Annotated in this window: 9 protein-coding genes, 2 tRNA genes and 3 rRNA genes; 8 read left to right on the top strand and 6 right to left on the bottom strand. The window is 54.6% G+C overall.

Annotated features, from left to right (window positions below):
* Positions 1 to 14: 14 nt before the first annotated feature.
* Positions 15 to 1823 (top strand): aminopeptidase P family protein, encoded by a 1809-nt coding sequence (locus PSH79_RS18625; protein WP_305438906.1) that lies wholly within the window; start codon positions 15 to 17, stop codon positions 1821 to 1823.
* Positions 1824 to 1872: 49 nt separating this feature from the next.
* Here PSH79_RS18625 and PSH79_RS18620 read toward each other — a convergent pair whose 3' ends face one another.
* Positions 1873 to 2463, bottom strand: a complete 591-nt coding sequence (locus PSH79_RS18620) for a 2-hydroxychromene-2-carboxylate isomerase (RefSeq protein WP_305438904.1) — start codon at positions 2461 to 2463, stop codon at positions 1873 to 1875.
* A 37-nt stretch (positions 2464 to 2500) separates the two neighbouring features.
* On the bottom strand, positions 2501 to 3229 hold the full coding sequence (locus PSH79_RS18615; protein WP_187679506.1) for an SDR family oxidoreductase: 729 nt from the start codon (positions 3227 to 3229) through the stop codon (positions 2501 to 2503).
* Positions 3230 to 3320: 91 nt separating this feature from the next.
* Here PSH79_RS18615 and PSH79_RS18610 point away from each other — a divergent pair, with 91 nt between their 5' ends.
* The gene (locus PSH79_RS18610) at positions 3321 to 3884 is read left to right on the top strand and encodes a TetR/AcrR family transcriptional regulator (RefSeq protein ID WP_305438903.1); all 564 of its coding nucleotides are present in this window, start codon (positions 3321 to 3323) and stop codon (positions 3882 to 3884) included.
* 1 nt (position 3885) lies between these two features.
* On the opposite strand, the gene PSH79_RS18605 is transcribed toward PSH79_RS18610, so the two are convergent.
* Together PSH79_RS18605 and rhtA are read right to left on the bottom strand one after the other, a co-directional pair.
* Positions 3886 to 4167 (bottom strand): hypothetical protein, encoded by a 282-nt coding sequence (locus PSH79_RS18605; protein ID WP_305438902.1) that lies wholly within the window; start codon positions 4165 to 4167, stop codon positions 3886 to 3888.
* A 168-nt stretch (positions 4168 to 4335) separates the two neighbouring features.
* Entirely contained in the window at positions 4336 to 5223 is an 888-nt protein-coding gene (rhtA, locus tag PSH79_RS18600) for a threonine/homoserine exporter RhtA (RefSeq protein ID WP_305438901.1), read from the bottom strand.
* Between the two features lie 668 nt (positions 5224 to 5891).
* Between rhtA and PSH79_RS18595 the strand changes: the two genes are divergently transcribed.
* The 6 genes from PSH79_RS18595 (at position 5892) to mrdA (ending at position 13219) form a co-directional block, all read left to right on the top strand.
* Positions 5892 to 7428: ribosomal RNA gene (locus PSH79_RS18595) — 16S ribosomal RNA — on the top strand.
* A gap of 82 nt (positions 7429 to 7510) precedes the next feature.
* Positions 7511 to 7587, top strand: a tRNA-Ile gene (locus tag PSH79_RS18590).
* 31 nt (positions 7588 to 7618) lie between these two features.
* Positions 7619 to 7694, top strand: a tRNA-Ala gene (locus tag PSH79_RS18585).
* Positions 7695 to 7943: 249 nt separating this feature from the next.
* Positions 7944 to 10837, top strand: a 23S ribosomal RNA gene (locus tag PSH79_RS18580).
* Positions 10838 to 10988: 151 nt separating this feature from the next.
* Positions 10989 to 11104: ribosomal RNA gene (rrf, locus tag PSH79_RS18575) — 5S ribosomal RNA — on the top strand.
* Together the 16S, 23S and 5S rRNA genes with 2 tRNA genes alongside form the textbook arrangement of a ribosomal RNA operon.
* 222 nt (positions 11105 to 11326) lie before the next feature.
* Positions 11327 to 13219, top strand: coding sequence for a penicillin-binding protein 2 (gene mrdA / locus PSH79_RS18570; protein ID WP_305438900.1), 1893 nt, complete (start codon positions 11327 to 11329; stop codon positions 13217 to 13219).
* Between the two features lie 7 nt (positions 13220 to 13226).
* On the opposite strand, the gene PSH79_RS18565 is transcribed toward mrdA, so the two are convergent.
* Positions 13227 to 13967: a hypothetical protein gene (locus PSH79_RS18565; RefSeq protein WP_305438899.1), complete on the bottom strand. Its 741-nt coding sequence runs from the start codon at positions 13965 to 13967 to the stop codon at positions 13227 to 13229.
* 110 nt (positions 13968 to 14077) lie between these two features.
* Positions 14078 to 14482, bottom strand: coding sequence for a lysozyme inhibitor LprI family protein (locus PSH79_RS18560; RefSeq protein ID WP_305438898.1), 405 nt, complete (start codon positions 14480 to 14482; stop codon positions 14078 to 14080).
* Positions 14483 to 14541: the final 59 nt, after the last annotated feature.

The raw sequence follows: 14541 nt of genomic DNA, 5'->3' as shown, positions 1-14541 counted from the left end.
TGGCAGGAGACATGATGAGTACCCAGACTTTGACCGAGGGATCGGTTCCCCAGCGCCTGGCGCACACCCGTGAACTGATGCGCCGCGAAGGCATTCATGCGCTGTTGGTGCCTTCCGCCGACCCGCATCTGTCGGAATATCTGCCGGGTTACTGGCAAGGCCGCCAGTGGCTGTCGGGTTTCCATGGTTCGGTCGGGACTTTGATTGTCACCCACGATTTCGCCGGCGTTTGGGCCGACAGCCGTTACTGGGAACAGGCGACCAAGGAACTCAATGGCAGCGGCATCGAGCTGGTCAAGCTGCAACCCGGTCAGCCAAGCCCGCTGGACTGGCTAGCAGAGCAGACACCTGAAGGTGGCGTGGTTGCGGTCGATGGCGCGGTGATGGCAGTGGCCTCTGCTCGCACACTGGGCAGTAAACTTGAAGCGCGCGGTGCCCGCCTGCGTACCGATATCGATCTGTTGGCGGAAGTCTGGGGCGACCGGCCGACGCTGCCGAATGCACCGATCTATCAGCATCTGCCGCCACAAGCGACCGTCAGCCGTGGCGAGAAACTCGCCAAACTGCGTGAAACCTTGCAGGAACGCGGCGCCGATTGGCACTTCATCGCCACCCTCGACGATATCGCGTGGCTGTTCAACCTGCGGGGCGGCGATGTGTCATTCAACCCGGTATTTGTTTCCTTCGCCTTGATCAATCAGCAGCAGGCCACCTTGTTTGTCGCGCTGAGCAAGATCGATGCGCAGTTGCGCGCAATACTGGAACACGATGGCGTGACGCTGCGTGATTACAGCGAAGTGTCCGACGCCTTGCGCGCCGTGCCGAGTGGCGCGAGCCTGTTGGTGGATCCGGCGCGCGTCACCAGCGGTCTGCTGGATAACCTCGACAGCGGTGTGAAACTGGTCGAAGGCTTGAACCCGACGACACTGGCCAAGTCGCAAAAAAGTGAAGCCGACGCCGCGCACATCCGTAAAGCGATGGAGCAGGACGGCGCAGCGCTATGCGAATTCTTCGCCTGGCTGGAGTCGGCCTGGGGCCGCGAGCGCATCACCGAACTGACTATCGACGAGAAGCTCACCGCAGCCCGTGAACGTCGTCCGGATTACGTTTCGCTGAGTTTCAACACTATCGCGGCATTCAACGCCAATGGTGCGATGCCGCACTATCACGCCACTGAAGAAGAACACGCGGTGATCGAAGGCGACGGCCTGTTGCTGATCGATTCCGGCGGTCAGTATCTCGGCGGCACAACCGACATCACGCGGATGGTGCCGGTCGGTACGCCAACCGAAGAGCAGAAGCGAGATTGCACGCGCGTGTTGAAAGGTGTGATTGCGCTGTCGCGGGCACAGTTTCCGAAAGGCATTCTATCGCCGTTGCTGGATGCCATCGCTCGCGCGCCGATCTGGGCTGAAAGCGTCGACTACGGTCACGGCACCGGTCACGGCGTCGGTTATTTCCTCAATGTTCACGAAGGCCCACAGGTCATTGCCTATCAGGCAGCGCCGGCGCCGCAAACCGCGATGCAACCGGGCATGATCACTTCCATCGAGCCTGGTACTTATCGTCCGGGCCGTTGGGGCGTGCGTATCGAGAACCTGGCGATGAACCAAGTGGCGGAGAGTAGCGAGTTCGGCGAGTTTCTCAAGTTTGAAACCTTGACCCTGTGCCCTATTGACACGCGCTGCCTGTTGCCAGCGTTGCTGACTCAGGACGAGAAACAGTGGTTCAACGCTTACCACGCGCAGGTGCGTGAACGTTTGAGCCCGTTGCTCGACGGTGCTGCGCTGGAATGGCTGAACACGCGTACTGCGGCCATTTGATCGGTTGGCACTCAGGCGCTGAAGTCCGCGCTTGAGTGCCGGGATCAATCTAGGTCAAGGCTTCTTCGACGAAGTCCAGGCGATCCTGCCCGAAGAACATCTGGTTGCCGACAAAAATTGTTGGGGCACCGAAAACGCCACGTTTAACTGCGGTCTCGGTGTTCACCTTCAGTGCAGCCTTCACGGTTTCATCGTTGGTCAACGCCAGGACTTCATCGGGATCGAACCCATGTTCGCTCAATACGCCAGCAACGGTTACCGGGTCGTTGAGGTTTGCGCCTTCCACCCACAACGCAGCGAACAGACAATTGATAAACGCCTCAAAGCGTTCCGGCTGGCGTAGTTGTATGCCAGTGACGGCGCGCATCAACAGTAGCGTGTTGATCGGGAAGTGCGGGTTGAACTTGAGGGGCACGCCGTAGCGTTTGGCGTAACGATCCAGATCCTGAAACATATAGCGACCCTTGGCCGGAATCATTGCCGGCGATGCATTGCCGGTCGCCTTGAATACACCACCGAGCAACATCGGAATATATGTCAGCTCGCTATTGGTATCAGCGCAGATCTTTGGCAACTGGGTGTAGGCCAGATACGTCGCAGGGCTGCCGAGGTCAAAATAGAATTCCACGGTTTTCGTCATTGTCGCTGCTCTCTATTTATTGTTTTGGGCGGTGGGTTCACCAGCGTTCGTTCCAGGGACGCAGGTCCAGCTCAAAGGTCCAGGCATCCCTTGGTTGACTGTGCAAATACCAATAGTTTTCAGCGATGTGTTCGGGGTTGAGAATACCGTCCTGATCCTTGGTGGCGTACTTCTCAGGGAAGCTGTTGCGGATGAAGTCAGTATCAATGGCTCCATCGACCACCACATGGGCAACGTGGATGTTCATAGGGCCAAGTTCCCGCGCCATGCTTTGCGCCAGTGCGCGAATGCCGTGTTTAGCTCCGGCGAACGCGGCGAAACCTGACGCGCCGCGAAGTCCGGCAGTGGCACCGGTGAACAGAATCGTACCGCGCTGACGGGTGACCATGCGTTTGGCTACTTCACGGGCATTGAGGAAACCGGAGAAACAGGCCATTTCCCAGATCTTGAAATACTTGCGCGCGGTTTCTTCGAGGATGCTGCAGGGCACGTTGGCGCCGATGTTGAATACAAAGGCTTCGATTGGACCGAGGCGGGTTTCGATGTCTTCAATCAGAGCGATTACGTCTTCTTCTTTGCGCGCATCGCAGGCAAAACCATGAGCTTCGCCGCCCTCAGCCTCAATAGCCTCCACCAGCGGCTGCAATTTGTCGGCGCTACGCCGTGTCACACAGGCGATGAATCCTTCCTTGGCAAAGCGCTTGGCAATGGCTCCGCCGGTTGCATCGCCTGCACCGACAACCAATACGACCTTCTTGTTATTCATGGGTAGACCCCGTTAGTAAACGATCGTTAAGTGAACGAACGTTATGCTAGGATCCGGTTAACGTCAAGGCGGTCAATTCGAGGTCAAACACATGCGTTACTCCGCCAGTCACAAGCTGGAAACCCGGGAGAAATTACTACAGAGCAGTGCGCTGTCGGCGAAGCGATCCGGGTTTTCCACGGTCGGTGTCGATGGTTTGATGAAGGCTATTGGCCTGAGTGGCGCGGCGTTTTACAGCCACTTTTCGTCGAAAGATGCGCTGTTTATTGCCATCGTCGAGCGCGAGTTGGGGCAAAGCATGGAGCGATTGGGTGGGCAAAGCGAGCCGGATCGCGAGCGGCTGCAACGCTGCCTCAGGCACTATCTGAGCATGGCTCATGTTGAACAACCCGAATCTGGCTGTGCTTTGCCTGCGTTAGGCGCGGAAATCGCTCGTTCGGACATTCAGGTACGTGAGCAGGCAGAGCTATGGATCTGCCGGCTCCACGAGAGTTGGGCGCGGATACTTGAGAGTGACAGTCTGGCATGGTCGGTTCTGTCGCAGTGCGTGGGAGCACTGGTGGTGGCGCGTATGTTGGCCACGCCGGACACTCAGCGAGCAGTGCTGAAGTCCAGCCATGACGAGATTGGTCGGCAGATCGCCGGGCAGCCCTGACCTATTTACAGATGACGATCATGCTGCGGCTGGTATAGCCCGCAGGATTGAGGCCGAATGGATAGTCGCCAGGCTCCTCCACGGAGTCCCCTGACTTGGCTATAACCTTGTAGCCCTTCGGAGCGCAGGAGCTGGCTGCACTGTTATAGCACTGGTCCCAGGAGGACGAGAGCCCCGAGCAGTTGATGTGCAGCCCTTTTTTTCCGTGCTTTACCTGTGTTTTCGAGGTCGCCGCGCAGCCCGCTATTGCGATTACGGCGATCAATATCAAAATTCGTTTCATTCCCGTCCTTATAGCAGCCACGAGTCTGACGCTCGGGTCTGCCTGTATTCGCCTGCGCTTTAAGCGTTTTGAAATCCCTGTCCGAAAAAATCCATGTCTGGCATTGGGTTACGGACATAAACATGGCCTATATGAACGCCAATTGCCAGACCTTCGTTAAATCCTGTTTCAATCTGCCGCGATGGCAGGCTTGGCGGCGCTACCCATGGTCATGGTCGCGCCGACGGAAGCCAGAATAATGCACAGGATCGCCATCCATTGTGACAGCGTGAGGTATTCCTGCAGAAACAGCAGGCCCGACAATGCTCCGAACGCGGGTTCGATGCTCATCAAAGTACCGAAAGTGCGAGCGGGCATGCGGGTGAGCGCGACCATTTCCAGTGTGTAGGGGAGGGCCGTGGACAGGATCGCGACGCCAATCGCGATTGGAATCAGTGATGGCGTCAGTAGCGCAGCGCCAGCATGCACGATGCCTATGGGGGCTACGAACAATGCCGCAATCATCACGCCTAACGCTGCAGTCGTGACGCCGTTGTCAGCGCCTGCCTTCTGGCCGAACAAAATGTAAAGTGCCCAGCAGACACCAGCACCCAGGGCGTAACTTGCACCGATCAAATCGATTCCTGCAGTGGTTGCTCCCGTCGGTATCAACAGCAGGAGTCCGGCTGCGGCCAGGCCGATCCATAGAAAGTCGATGGCACGACGGGAGGCATATATAGCTACAGCGAGCGGGCCAGTGAACTCGAGAGCAACTGCTATGCCCAGCGGCACTGTGCGCAATGACATATAGAAGAGGAAGTTCATGCCGCCCAGCGCCATGCCGTAGACAATCACTGTACGCAACGACTTGGATGTCAGCTTCGCGCGCCACGGACGCAGCAGTAACAACATGATCACGCTGGCGAAGATCAGACGCAGAGTGGTGGTTCCTTGAGCGCCCACTACGGGGAACATGCTTTTGGCCAGGGATGCGCCGGACTGGATCGACGCCATGGCTATTAATAGCAGGCCAACCGGGAACAGCATGGAGGCAAGAGAGCGGGGCTGGTCATTCATTGCGCGGCATCGTCCGAAATAAGAGCAGAGTATTGTTTTGGCTGTTGGGCAATATACTGCGCAATCGCGCCTATGCCGTCTATATATAAGCTGGGTTTTCAGTTGTTTCGATGGAAAGCAAAATTAACGGTTGACGGCAGAATCCAGACGTCTATAATTCGCCCCACTTCCGGCGCAGTCGAAACGGAAAACTCCTTGAGATTCAATGAGTTAAGTAGGTTTCGAGAACGGGTTGCTTCAGTTCATCGAAGCCTGGAAGGAGTTGAAAGAGCGGTGATGTTTGGCTCTTTTAACGGTTCGATCTTCTCGGTCGAAAGCGGAGAAAAAGAGGTGTTGACAACAGCGAGTATTGCTGTAGAATTCGCCTCCCGCTAACGAGAGATCGGAAGCGCAAGTGGTTGAAGTTGTTGAAGAATTCTTCGAAAACTTCTGAGAATAATCACTTGACAGCAAATGAGGCTGCTGTAGAATGCGCGCCTCGGTTGAGACGAAAGATCTTAACCAACCGCTCTTTAACAACTGAATCAAGCAATTCGTGTGGGTGCTTGTGGAGTCAGACTGATAGTCAACAAGATTATCAGCATCACAAGTTACTCCGCGAGAAATCAAAGATGTAACCAACGATTGCTGAGCCAAGTTTAGGGTTTCTTAAAAACCCAAAGATGTTTGAACTGAAGAGTTTGATCATGGCTCAGATTGAACGCTGGCGGCAGGCCTAACACATGCAAGTCGAGCGGATGAAAGGAGCTTGCTCCTGGATTCAGCGGCGGACGGGTGAGTAATGCCTAGGAATCTGCCTGGTAGTGGGGGACAACGTTTCGAAAGGAACGCTAATACCGCATACGTCCTACGGGAGAAAGCAGGGGACCTTCGGGCCTTGCGCTATCAGATGAGCCTAGGTCGGATTAGCTAGTTGGTGAGGTAATGGCTCACCAAGGCGACGATCCGTAACTGGTCTGAGAGGATGATCAGTCACACTGGAACTGAGACACGGTCCAGACTCCTACGGGAGGCAGCAGTGGGGAATATTGGACAATGGGCGAAAGCCTGATCCAGCCATGCCGCGTGTGTGAAGAAGGTCTTCGGATTGTAAAGCACTTTAAGTTGGGAGGAAGGGCAGTAAATTAATACTTTGCTGTTTTGACGTTACCGACAGAATAAGCACCGGCTAACTCTGTGCCAGCAGCCGCGGTAATACAGAGGGTGCAAGCGTTAATCGGAATTACTGGGCGTAAAGCGCGCGTAGGTGGTTTGTTAAGTTGGATGTGAAATCCCCGGGCTCAACCTGGGAACTGCATTCAAAACTGACAAGCTAGAGTATGGTAGAGGGTGGTGGAATTTCCTGTGTAGCGGTGAAATGCGTAGATATAGGAAGGAACACCAGTGGCGAAGGCGACCACCTGGACTGATACTGACACTGAGGTGCGAAAGCGTGGGGAGCAAACAGGATTAGATACCCTGGTAGTCCACGCCGTAAACGATGTCAACTAGCCGTTGGGAGCCTTGAGCTCTTAGTGGCGCAGCTAACGCATTAAGTTGACCGCCTGGGGAGTACGGCCGCAAGGTTAAAACTCAAATGAATTGACGGGGGCCCGCACAAGCGGTGGAGCATGTGGTTTAATTCGAAGCAACGCGAAGAACCTTACCAGGCCTTGACATCCAATGAACTTTCCAGAGATGGATTGGTGCCTTCGGGAACATTGAGACAGGTGCTGCATGGCTGTCGTCAGCTCGTGTCGTGAGATGTTGGGTTAAGTCCCGTAACGAGCGCAACCCTTGTCCTTAGTTACCAGCACGTAATGGTGGGCACTCTAAGGAGACTGCCGGTGACAAACCGGAGGAAGGTGGGGATGACGTCAAGTCATCATGGCCCTTACGGCCTGGGCTACACACGTGCTACAATGGTCGGTACAAAGGGTTGCCAAGCCGCGAGGTGGAGCTAATCCCATAAAACCGATCGTAGTCCGGATCGCAGTCTGCAACTCGACTGCGTGAAGTCGGAATCGCTAGTAATCGCGAATCAGAATGTCGCGGTGAATACGTTCCCGGGCCTTGTACACACCGCCCGTCACACCATGGGAGTGGGTTGCACCAGAAGTAGCTAGTCTAACCTTCGGGAGGACGGTTACCACGGTGTGATTCATGACTGGGGTGAAGTCGTAACAAGGTAGCCGTAGGGGAACCTGCGGCTGGATCACCTCCTTAATCGACGACATCAGCTGCTCCATAAGTTCCCACACGAATTGCTTGATTCATTGAAGAAGACGATAAGAAGCAGCCCGAAATTGGGTCTGTAGCTCAGTTGGTTAGAGCGCACCCCTGATAAGGGTGAGGTCGGCAGTTCGAATCTGCCCAGACCCACCAATTTTGTGTGGGAAACGCCTGTAGAGAATACGGGGCCATAGCTCAGCTGGGAGAGCGCCTGCCTTGCACGCAGGAGGTCAGCGGTTCGATCCCGCTTGGCTCCACCACTACTGCTTCTGAAGTTTTGAAAGCTTAGAAATGAGCATTCCATCATGTGATGATGAATGTTGATTTCTAGTCTTTGATTAGATCGTTCTTTAAAAATTTGGGTATGTGATAGAAAGATAGACTGAACGTTACTTTCACTGGTAACGGATCAGGCTAAGGTAAAATTTGTGAGTTACTCTGAATTGAGTATTATCGAATTTTCGGCGAATGTCGTCTTCATAGTATAACCAGATTGCTTGGGGTTATATGGTCAAGTGAAGAAGCGCATACGGTGGATGCCTTGGCAGTCAGAGGCGATGAAAGACGTGGTAGCCTGCGAAAAGCTTCGGGGAGTCGGCAAACAGACTTTGATCCGGAGATGTCTGAATGGGGGAACCCAGCCATCATAAGATGGTTATCTTGTACTGAATACATAGGTGCAAGAGGCGAACCAGGGGAACTGAAACATCTAAGTACCCTGAGGAAAAGAAATCAACCGAGATTCCCTTAGTAGTGGCGAGCGAACGGGGACTAGCCCTTAAGTGGCTTTGAGATTAGCGGAACGCTCTGGAAAGTGCGGCCATAGTGGGTGATAGCCCTGTACGCGAAAATCTCTTAGTCATGAAATCGAGTAGGACGGAGCACGAGAAACTTTGTCTGAATATGGGGGGACCATCCTCCAAGGCTAAATACTACTGACTGACCGATAGTGAACTAGTACCGTGAGGGAAAGGCGAAAAGAACCCCGGAGAGGGGAGTGAAATAGATCCTGAAACCGTATGCGTACAAGCAGTGGGAGCAGACTTTGTTCTGTGACTGCGTACCTTTTGTATAATGGGTCAGCGACTTATTTTCAGTGGCGAGCTTAACCGAATAGGGGAGGCGTAGCGAAAGCGAGTCTTAATAGGGCGTCTAGTCGCTGGGAATAGACCCGAAACCGGGCGATCTATCCATGGGCAGGTTGAAGGTTGGGTAACACTAACTGGAGGACCGAACCGACTACCGTTGAAAAGTTAGCGGATGACCTGTGGATCGGAGTGAAAGGCTAATCAAGCTCGGAGATAGCTGGTTCTCCTCGAAAGCTATTTAGGTAGCGCCTCATGTATCACTGTAGGGGGTAGAGCACTGTTTCGGCTAGGGGGTCATCCCGACTTACCAAACCGATGCAAACTCCGAATACCTACAAGTGCCGAGCATGGGAGACACACGGCGGGTGCTAACGTCCGTCGTGAAAAGGGAAACAACCCAGACCGTCAGCTAAGGTCCCAAAGTTATGGTTAAGTGGGAAACGATGTGGGAAGGCTTAGACAGCTAGGAGGTTGGCTTAGAAGCAGCCACCCTTTAAAGAAAGCGTAATAGCTCACTAGTCGAGTCGGCCTGCGCGGAAGATGTAACGGGGCTCAAACCATACACCGAAGCTACGGGTATCACCTTCGGGTGATGCGGTAGAGGAGCGTTCTGTAAGCCTGTGAAGGTGAGTTGAGAAGCTTGCTGGAGGTATCAGAAGTGCGAATGCTGACATGAGTAACGACAATGGGTGTGAAAAACACCCACGCCGAAAGACCAAGGTTTCCTGCGCAACGTTAATCGACGCAGGGTTAGTCGGTCCCTAAGGCGAGGCTGAAAAGCGTAGTCGATGGAAAACAGGTTAATATTCCTGTACTTCTGGTTATTGCGATGGAGGGACGGAGAAGGCTAGGCCAGCTTGGCGTTGGTTGTCCAAGTTTAAGGTGGTAGGCTGAGATCTTAGGTAAATCCGGGATCTTAAGGCCGAGAGCTGATGACGAGTCATCTTTTAGATGACGAAGTGGTTGATGCCATGCTTCCAAGAAAAGCTTCTAAGCTTCAGGTAACCAGGAACCGTACCCCAAACCGACACAGGTGGTTGGGTAGAGAATACCAAGGCGCTTGAGAGAACTCGGGTGAAGGAACTAGGCAAAATGGCACCGTAACTTCGGGAGAAGGTGCGCCGGTGAGGGTGAAGGACTTGCTCCGTAAGCTCATGCCGGTCGAAGATACCAGGCCGCTGCGACTGTTTATTAAAAACACAGCACTCTGCAAACACGAAAGTGGACGTATAGGGTGTGACGCCTGCCCGGTGCCGGAAGGTTAATTGATGGGGTTAGCTAACGCGAAGCTCTTGATCGAAGCCCCGGTAAACGGCGGCCGTAACTATAACGGTCCTAAGGTAGCGAAATTCCTTGTCGGGTAAGTTCCGACCTGCACGAATGGCGTAACGATGGCGGCGCTGTCTCCACCCGAGACTCAGTGAAATTGAAATCGCTGTGAAGATGCAGTGTATCCGCGGCTAGACGGAAAGACCCCGTGAACCTTTACTATAGCTTTGCACTGGACTTTGAATTTGCTTGTGTAGGATAGGTGGGAGGCTTTGAAGCGTGGACGCCAGTTCGCGTGGAGCCATCCTTGAAATACCACCCTGGCAACTTTGAGGTTCTAACTCAGGTCCGTTATCCGGATCGAGGACAGTGTATGGTGGGTAGTTTGACTGGGGCGGTCTCCTCCTAAAGAGTAACGGAGGAGTACGAAGGTGCGCTCAGACCGGTCGGAAATCGGTCGTAGAGTATAAAGGCAAAAGCGCGCTTGACTGCGAGACAGACACGTCGAGCAGGTACGAAAGTAGGTCTTAGTGATCCGGTGGTTCTGTATGGAAGGGCCATCGCTCAACGGATAAAAGGTACTCCGGGGATAACAGGCTGATACCGCCCAAGAGTTCATATCGACGGCGGTGTTTGGCACCTCGATGTCGGCTCATCACATCCTGGGGCTGAAGCCGGTCCCAAGGGTATGGCTGTTCGCCATTTAAAGTGGTACGCGAGCTGGGTTTAGAACGTCGTGAGACAGTTCGGTCCCTATCTGCCGTGGACGTTTGAGATTTGAGAGGGGCTGCTCCTAGTACGAGAGGACCGGAGTGGACGAACCTCTGGTGTTCCGGTTGTCACGCCAGTGGCATTGCCGGGTAGCTATGTTCGGGAAAGATAACCGCTGAAAGCATCTAAGCGGGAAACTTGCCTCAAGATGAGATCTCACTGGAACCTTGAGTTCCCTGAAGGGCCGTCGAAGACTACGACGTTGATAGGTTGGGTGTGTAAGCGCTGTGAGGCGTTGAGCTAACCAATACTAATTGCCCGTGAGGCTTGACCATATAACACCCAAGCAATTTGCGTCGAAAGGCCAAGTTGCGGTGTGCGAAGACGAAACGAACCGAAAGTTCGATGTTCACAAAACACCGAAAGCTGTCACATACCCAATTTGCTGAAGCGAGGCCAACTGGTCACGACTCAGTACCCGAATTTCTTGACGACCATAGAGCGTTGGAACCACCTGATCCCATCCCGAACTCAGCAGTGAAACGATGCATCGCCGATGGTAGTGTGGGGTTTCCCCATGTGAGAGTAGGTCATCGTCAAGATTAAATTCCGAAACCCCAATTGCGAAAGCAGTTGGGGTTTTGTTTTGCCCGCAGGAAAGTTTTTTACTTGCGTCAACCACATCAAACCATCGCAACAGCTACCACTGGGGAAAATCGTTCTGAAGTGACCGGGTAGTTTTGGTATGGTGCAGCTCGTTTTTTCACGGACTGATGTCATGCCCACGGATCGGCACTCATTTACGTCATAGAGTTGCTGTAGAAATGCCCGAGCCAATCCCGATCAAAGATCACGAAAAAGAGACGCGTCTGGTCAACACGCGATTGATCGCCTGCGCCTTGTTCGTCTTTGCTGTCAGCTGTGCCCTCGTCGTCCGCATGTACATTCTGCAAGTTGTGGAATTCGACTACCACTCGACCATCTCTGAAAACAACAGGGTCCACGTCTTGCCAATCCCGCCGACACGCGGGCTGATCTACGACCGTAATGGCGTGCTGCTGGCCGACAATCGTCCCAGTTACAACCTGACCATCACTCGTGAACGCGCGACTGATGTGAATCAGGAGCTGGATGAGGTTATAAATCTTCTGCATCTGCCTGCCGAAGATCGCACCGTGTTCGACAAGGCTATGAAGCAGTCTCGGCATCCATTCACGCCGGTGACGCTGTTTTACGAACTGACCGAAGAGCAGATTGCCGTGTTAGCGGTCAATGAATTCCGTTTGCCTGGCCTAGATGTTGAAGCGCAGTTCGTCCGTGATTACCCTCTCGGTGCGCACTTCGCCCACTCAATAGGCTACGTCGGCCGGATCAACGAGAAAGAATCCAAGACCCTCGACTCGGTTGAATACCGTGGCACCCAGTCCATCGGCAAAACCGGTATCGAACGTTTCTACGAAGCACAACTGCACGGTCACGTCGGTTACGAGGAAGTTGAAACCAACGCCCAAGGCAGAGTACTGCGCGTGCTCAAGCACACCGACCCGGAGCCAGGCAAAAACATCGTCCTGAGTCTCGACGTCAAACTGCAGGAAGCAGCCGAGGCAGCGCTGGGTAATCGTCGTGGTTCAGTTGTGGCGCTTGATCCGTCCACAGGGGAAGTGCTGGCCATGGTCAGCAATCCGAGTTTTGACCCGAACCTGTTCGTCACCGGCATCAGCTCCAAGGAGTACTCGGCGCTGCGCGACTCCATCGACCGACCGCTCTTTAATCGCGTGCTACGTGGCTTGTACGCGCCGGGCTCGACTATCAAGCCGGAAGTGGCGATCGCTGGCCTAGATGCCGGCGTGGTCACGCCGCAGAGCCGCGTGTTCGATCCGGGCTATTACCAACTCCCGGACTTCGATCACAAGTACCGTAACTGGAACCACAGCGGCGACGGCTGGGTAGATATGGACGCCGCGATCATGCGTTCCAACGACACCTACTTCTACGACCTTGCGCACAAACTGGGCATTGATCGCCTGCACGACTACATGGCCAAGTTCGGTCTCGGTGAGAAAGTCTCTCTGGATATGTTTGAAGAATCTCCCGGACTGATGCCGTCCCAAGCCTGGAAGCGTGCCACGAGGCGACAGGCCTGGTTTCCCGGCGAAACGGTCATCCTCGGCATCGGTCAGGGCTACATGCAAGTCACACCACTGCAACTGGCCCAAGCCACCGCACTCATCGCCAACAAAGGCGTGTGGAACCGTCCGCATCTGGCCAAGACTGTTGATGGCGTCGCACCTGTCGACGAGCACCCGATGCCGAACATTCTGCTCAAGGATCCGCGCGACTGGGAGCAGGTCAATCATGGCATGCAGATGGTGATGCACGATGCGCGCGGCATTGCCCGGGCGGCAGCCGCGGGTGCGCAATACCGTATCGCCGGCAAGAGCGGCACGGCGCAGGTGGTGGCGATAAAGCAAGGCGAGCGCTACAACCGCGAGAAGACGCTGGAGCGCCACCGCGACAACGCCTTGTTCGTCGGTTTCGCTCCAGCAGAGCATCCTAAGATCGCGATTTCTGTGATGATCGAAAACGGCGAAGCGGGGGGACGTGTCGCAGGTCCCGTGGTGAGGCAGATCATGGACGCCTGGTTACTCGATCAGGATGGCCATCTCAAGCCGCAATACGCGGCGCCGAGCAAGGCGCCGGGTGATCCGCACGTTTAGTCGTGACTCAGACCTTCTCATCGATTCGTTTGGCATCGATTGCGGCATCGCGTGCGGCCACAATGGCTGCATCCGAGGCTGGTGTTCCCAGTTCACCTTTGCGCCATAACTGATGCGAGAAAAAGCCGTCTATGGCTTCAGTGCTGGGCGCGTTGCCCTTGGGCAGAAAAAGGGCTGCCATATCAATGGTGTTGGCGAAGTTTTCTTTGGTCAGGTTGTACTTGCCCAAATGGCTGCCTCCCCACCCGGCATCCGCCGCGACCAACTCGATGGACGTGTCCCGATAACTGAGTGCCGCCGTTTTCAATGCGCCTGATGCATTGAGCAGTGAGTTGAGTTGATCCATGTCTGAAGCGCTCAGCTCGTTGTCGGGGTTCAGCGCTTTGAGGTTGCCATCGGCTTCAACAGTAAAACCGAATTTCTTGCTGGCGAGATCCGGAAAGGTATAACTCAAGGCCGATTTGAAATCTTCAAACGCCAATTTCAGCGATTCGTGAGCGTTTTTGTGCTGTTCGGCAATTTGTGGGAAGTCAGCTGCCTGGGATCGGCCGAGCCAGACATCGATCGCTTCCATGGTCGGGCTGATTGTCTGGGATTCGTCACTGGGATGGTAAACCGCCGCCGGATTGAGGTTGACCGCCGTCTTTTTGAGGTCTTCGCTGAGCGACGTCGTTGTCAATGGTTGGGCTGTTTTACTCAGCTCAGTGGCTGATGGCTGGATAAAAGCAGAGTTTAAAGAGATCGCCATTTCGTCATTCCCTGATCGTTGGTTGTCAGCCCTTTATCGGCGAGTAGCGGCTTGGCTTTAGTCATTGGGCGACATTGGCGTTACTGAATGTGTCGCAGACATAGCAAAAATCAGGCCCCAGGAACCGGGCAACTCATGTCACCTTCTTCACACTTCAAATACTGCTTCAGCGTTTCGACCCGCACCTTGGTGACACCCGTCATGCAATTGCTGTAAACCCACGGATAAACACTCCCGCCTGTCACGCCGGACGACGAAAACTTGCACTCGGCATCACGAAATCCGATCCACGCCCGCTGCGCACTCACCAACAACTTCTTGCCATCCGGGTTGTCCTTCAAACGCCCGGTGATCTGCTGATACACCTTATTCAACTCTTTGTCCGCCGCTTTGAAATCCTGCCCGGCGCACTGGTTCATGGTGGCTTGGTCGTTGGCATTGGCGCAGTCGACGGCGGCGTGGGCGAGGGTCGGGAAGAGAAATGGCGTCAGGGCTAGGAGAAGGCGTGGGGACATGGGGGACTCGCTGTGGTGGAGGATATTGCAGAGCATTGTAGCGATTGCACAGTTTCCGC

It is taken from the genome of Pseudomonas sp. FP2196, from assembly GCF_030687715.1.
Classification (GTDB): Bacteria; Pseudomonadota; Gammaproteobacteria; order Pseudomonadales; family Pseudomonadaceae; genus Aquipseudomonas.
The sequence above is the reverse complement of the archived record's forward strand: the minus strand, read 5'-3'. Positions and strand labels throughout refer to the sequence as shown.

Bases quoted from the DNA above. Each gene is read 5' to 3' on its own strand.
- PSH79_RS18560 (WP_305438898.1), bottom strand. From the start codon at position 14,482: ATGTCCCCACGCCTTCTCCTAGCCCTGACGCCATTTCTCTTCCCGACC.
- PSH79_RS18605 (WP_305438902.1), bottom strand. From the start codon at position 4,167: ATGAAACGAATTTTGATATTGATCGCCGTAATCGCAATAGCGGGCTGC.
- PSH79_RS18610 (WP_305438903.1), top strand. From the start codon at position 3,321: ATGCGTTACTCCGCCAGTCACAAGCTGGAAACCCGGGAGAAATTACTA.
- rhtA (WP_305438901.1), bottom strand. From the start codon at position 5,223: ATGAATGACCAGCCCCGCTCTCTTGCCTCCATGCTGTTCCCGGTTGGC.
- mrdA (WP_305438900.1), top strand. From the start codon at position 11,327: ATGCCCGAGCCAATCCCGATCAAAGATCACGAAAAAGAGACGCGTCTG.
- PSH79_RS18565 (WP_305438899.1), bottom strand. From the start codon at position 13,967: ATGGCGATCTCTTTAAACTCTGCTTTTATCCAGCCATCAGCCACTGAG.
- PSH79_RS18625 (WP_305438906.1), top strand. From the start codon at position 15: ATGAGTACCCAGACTTTGACCGAGGGATCGGTTCCCCAGCGCCTGGCG.
- PSH79_RS18620 (WP_305438904.1), bottom strand. From the start codon at position 2,463: ATGACGAAAACCGTGGAATTCTATTTTGACCTCGGCAGCCCTGCGACG.
- PSH79_RS18615 (WP_187679506.1), bottom strand. From the start codon at position 3,229: ATGAATAACAAGAAGGTCGTATTGGTTGTCGGTGCAGGCGATGCAACC.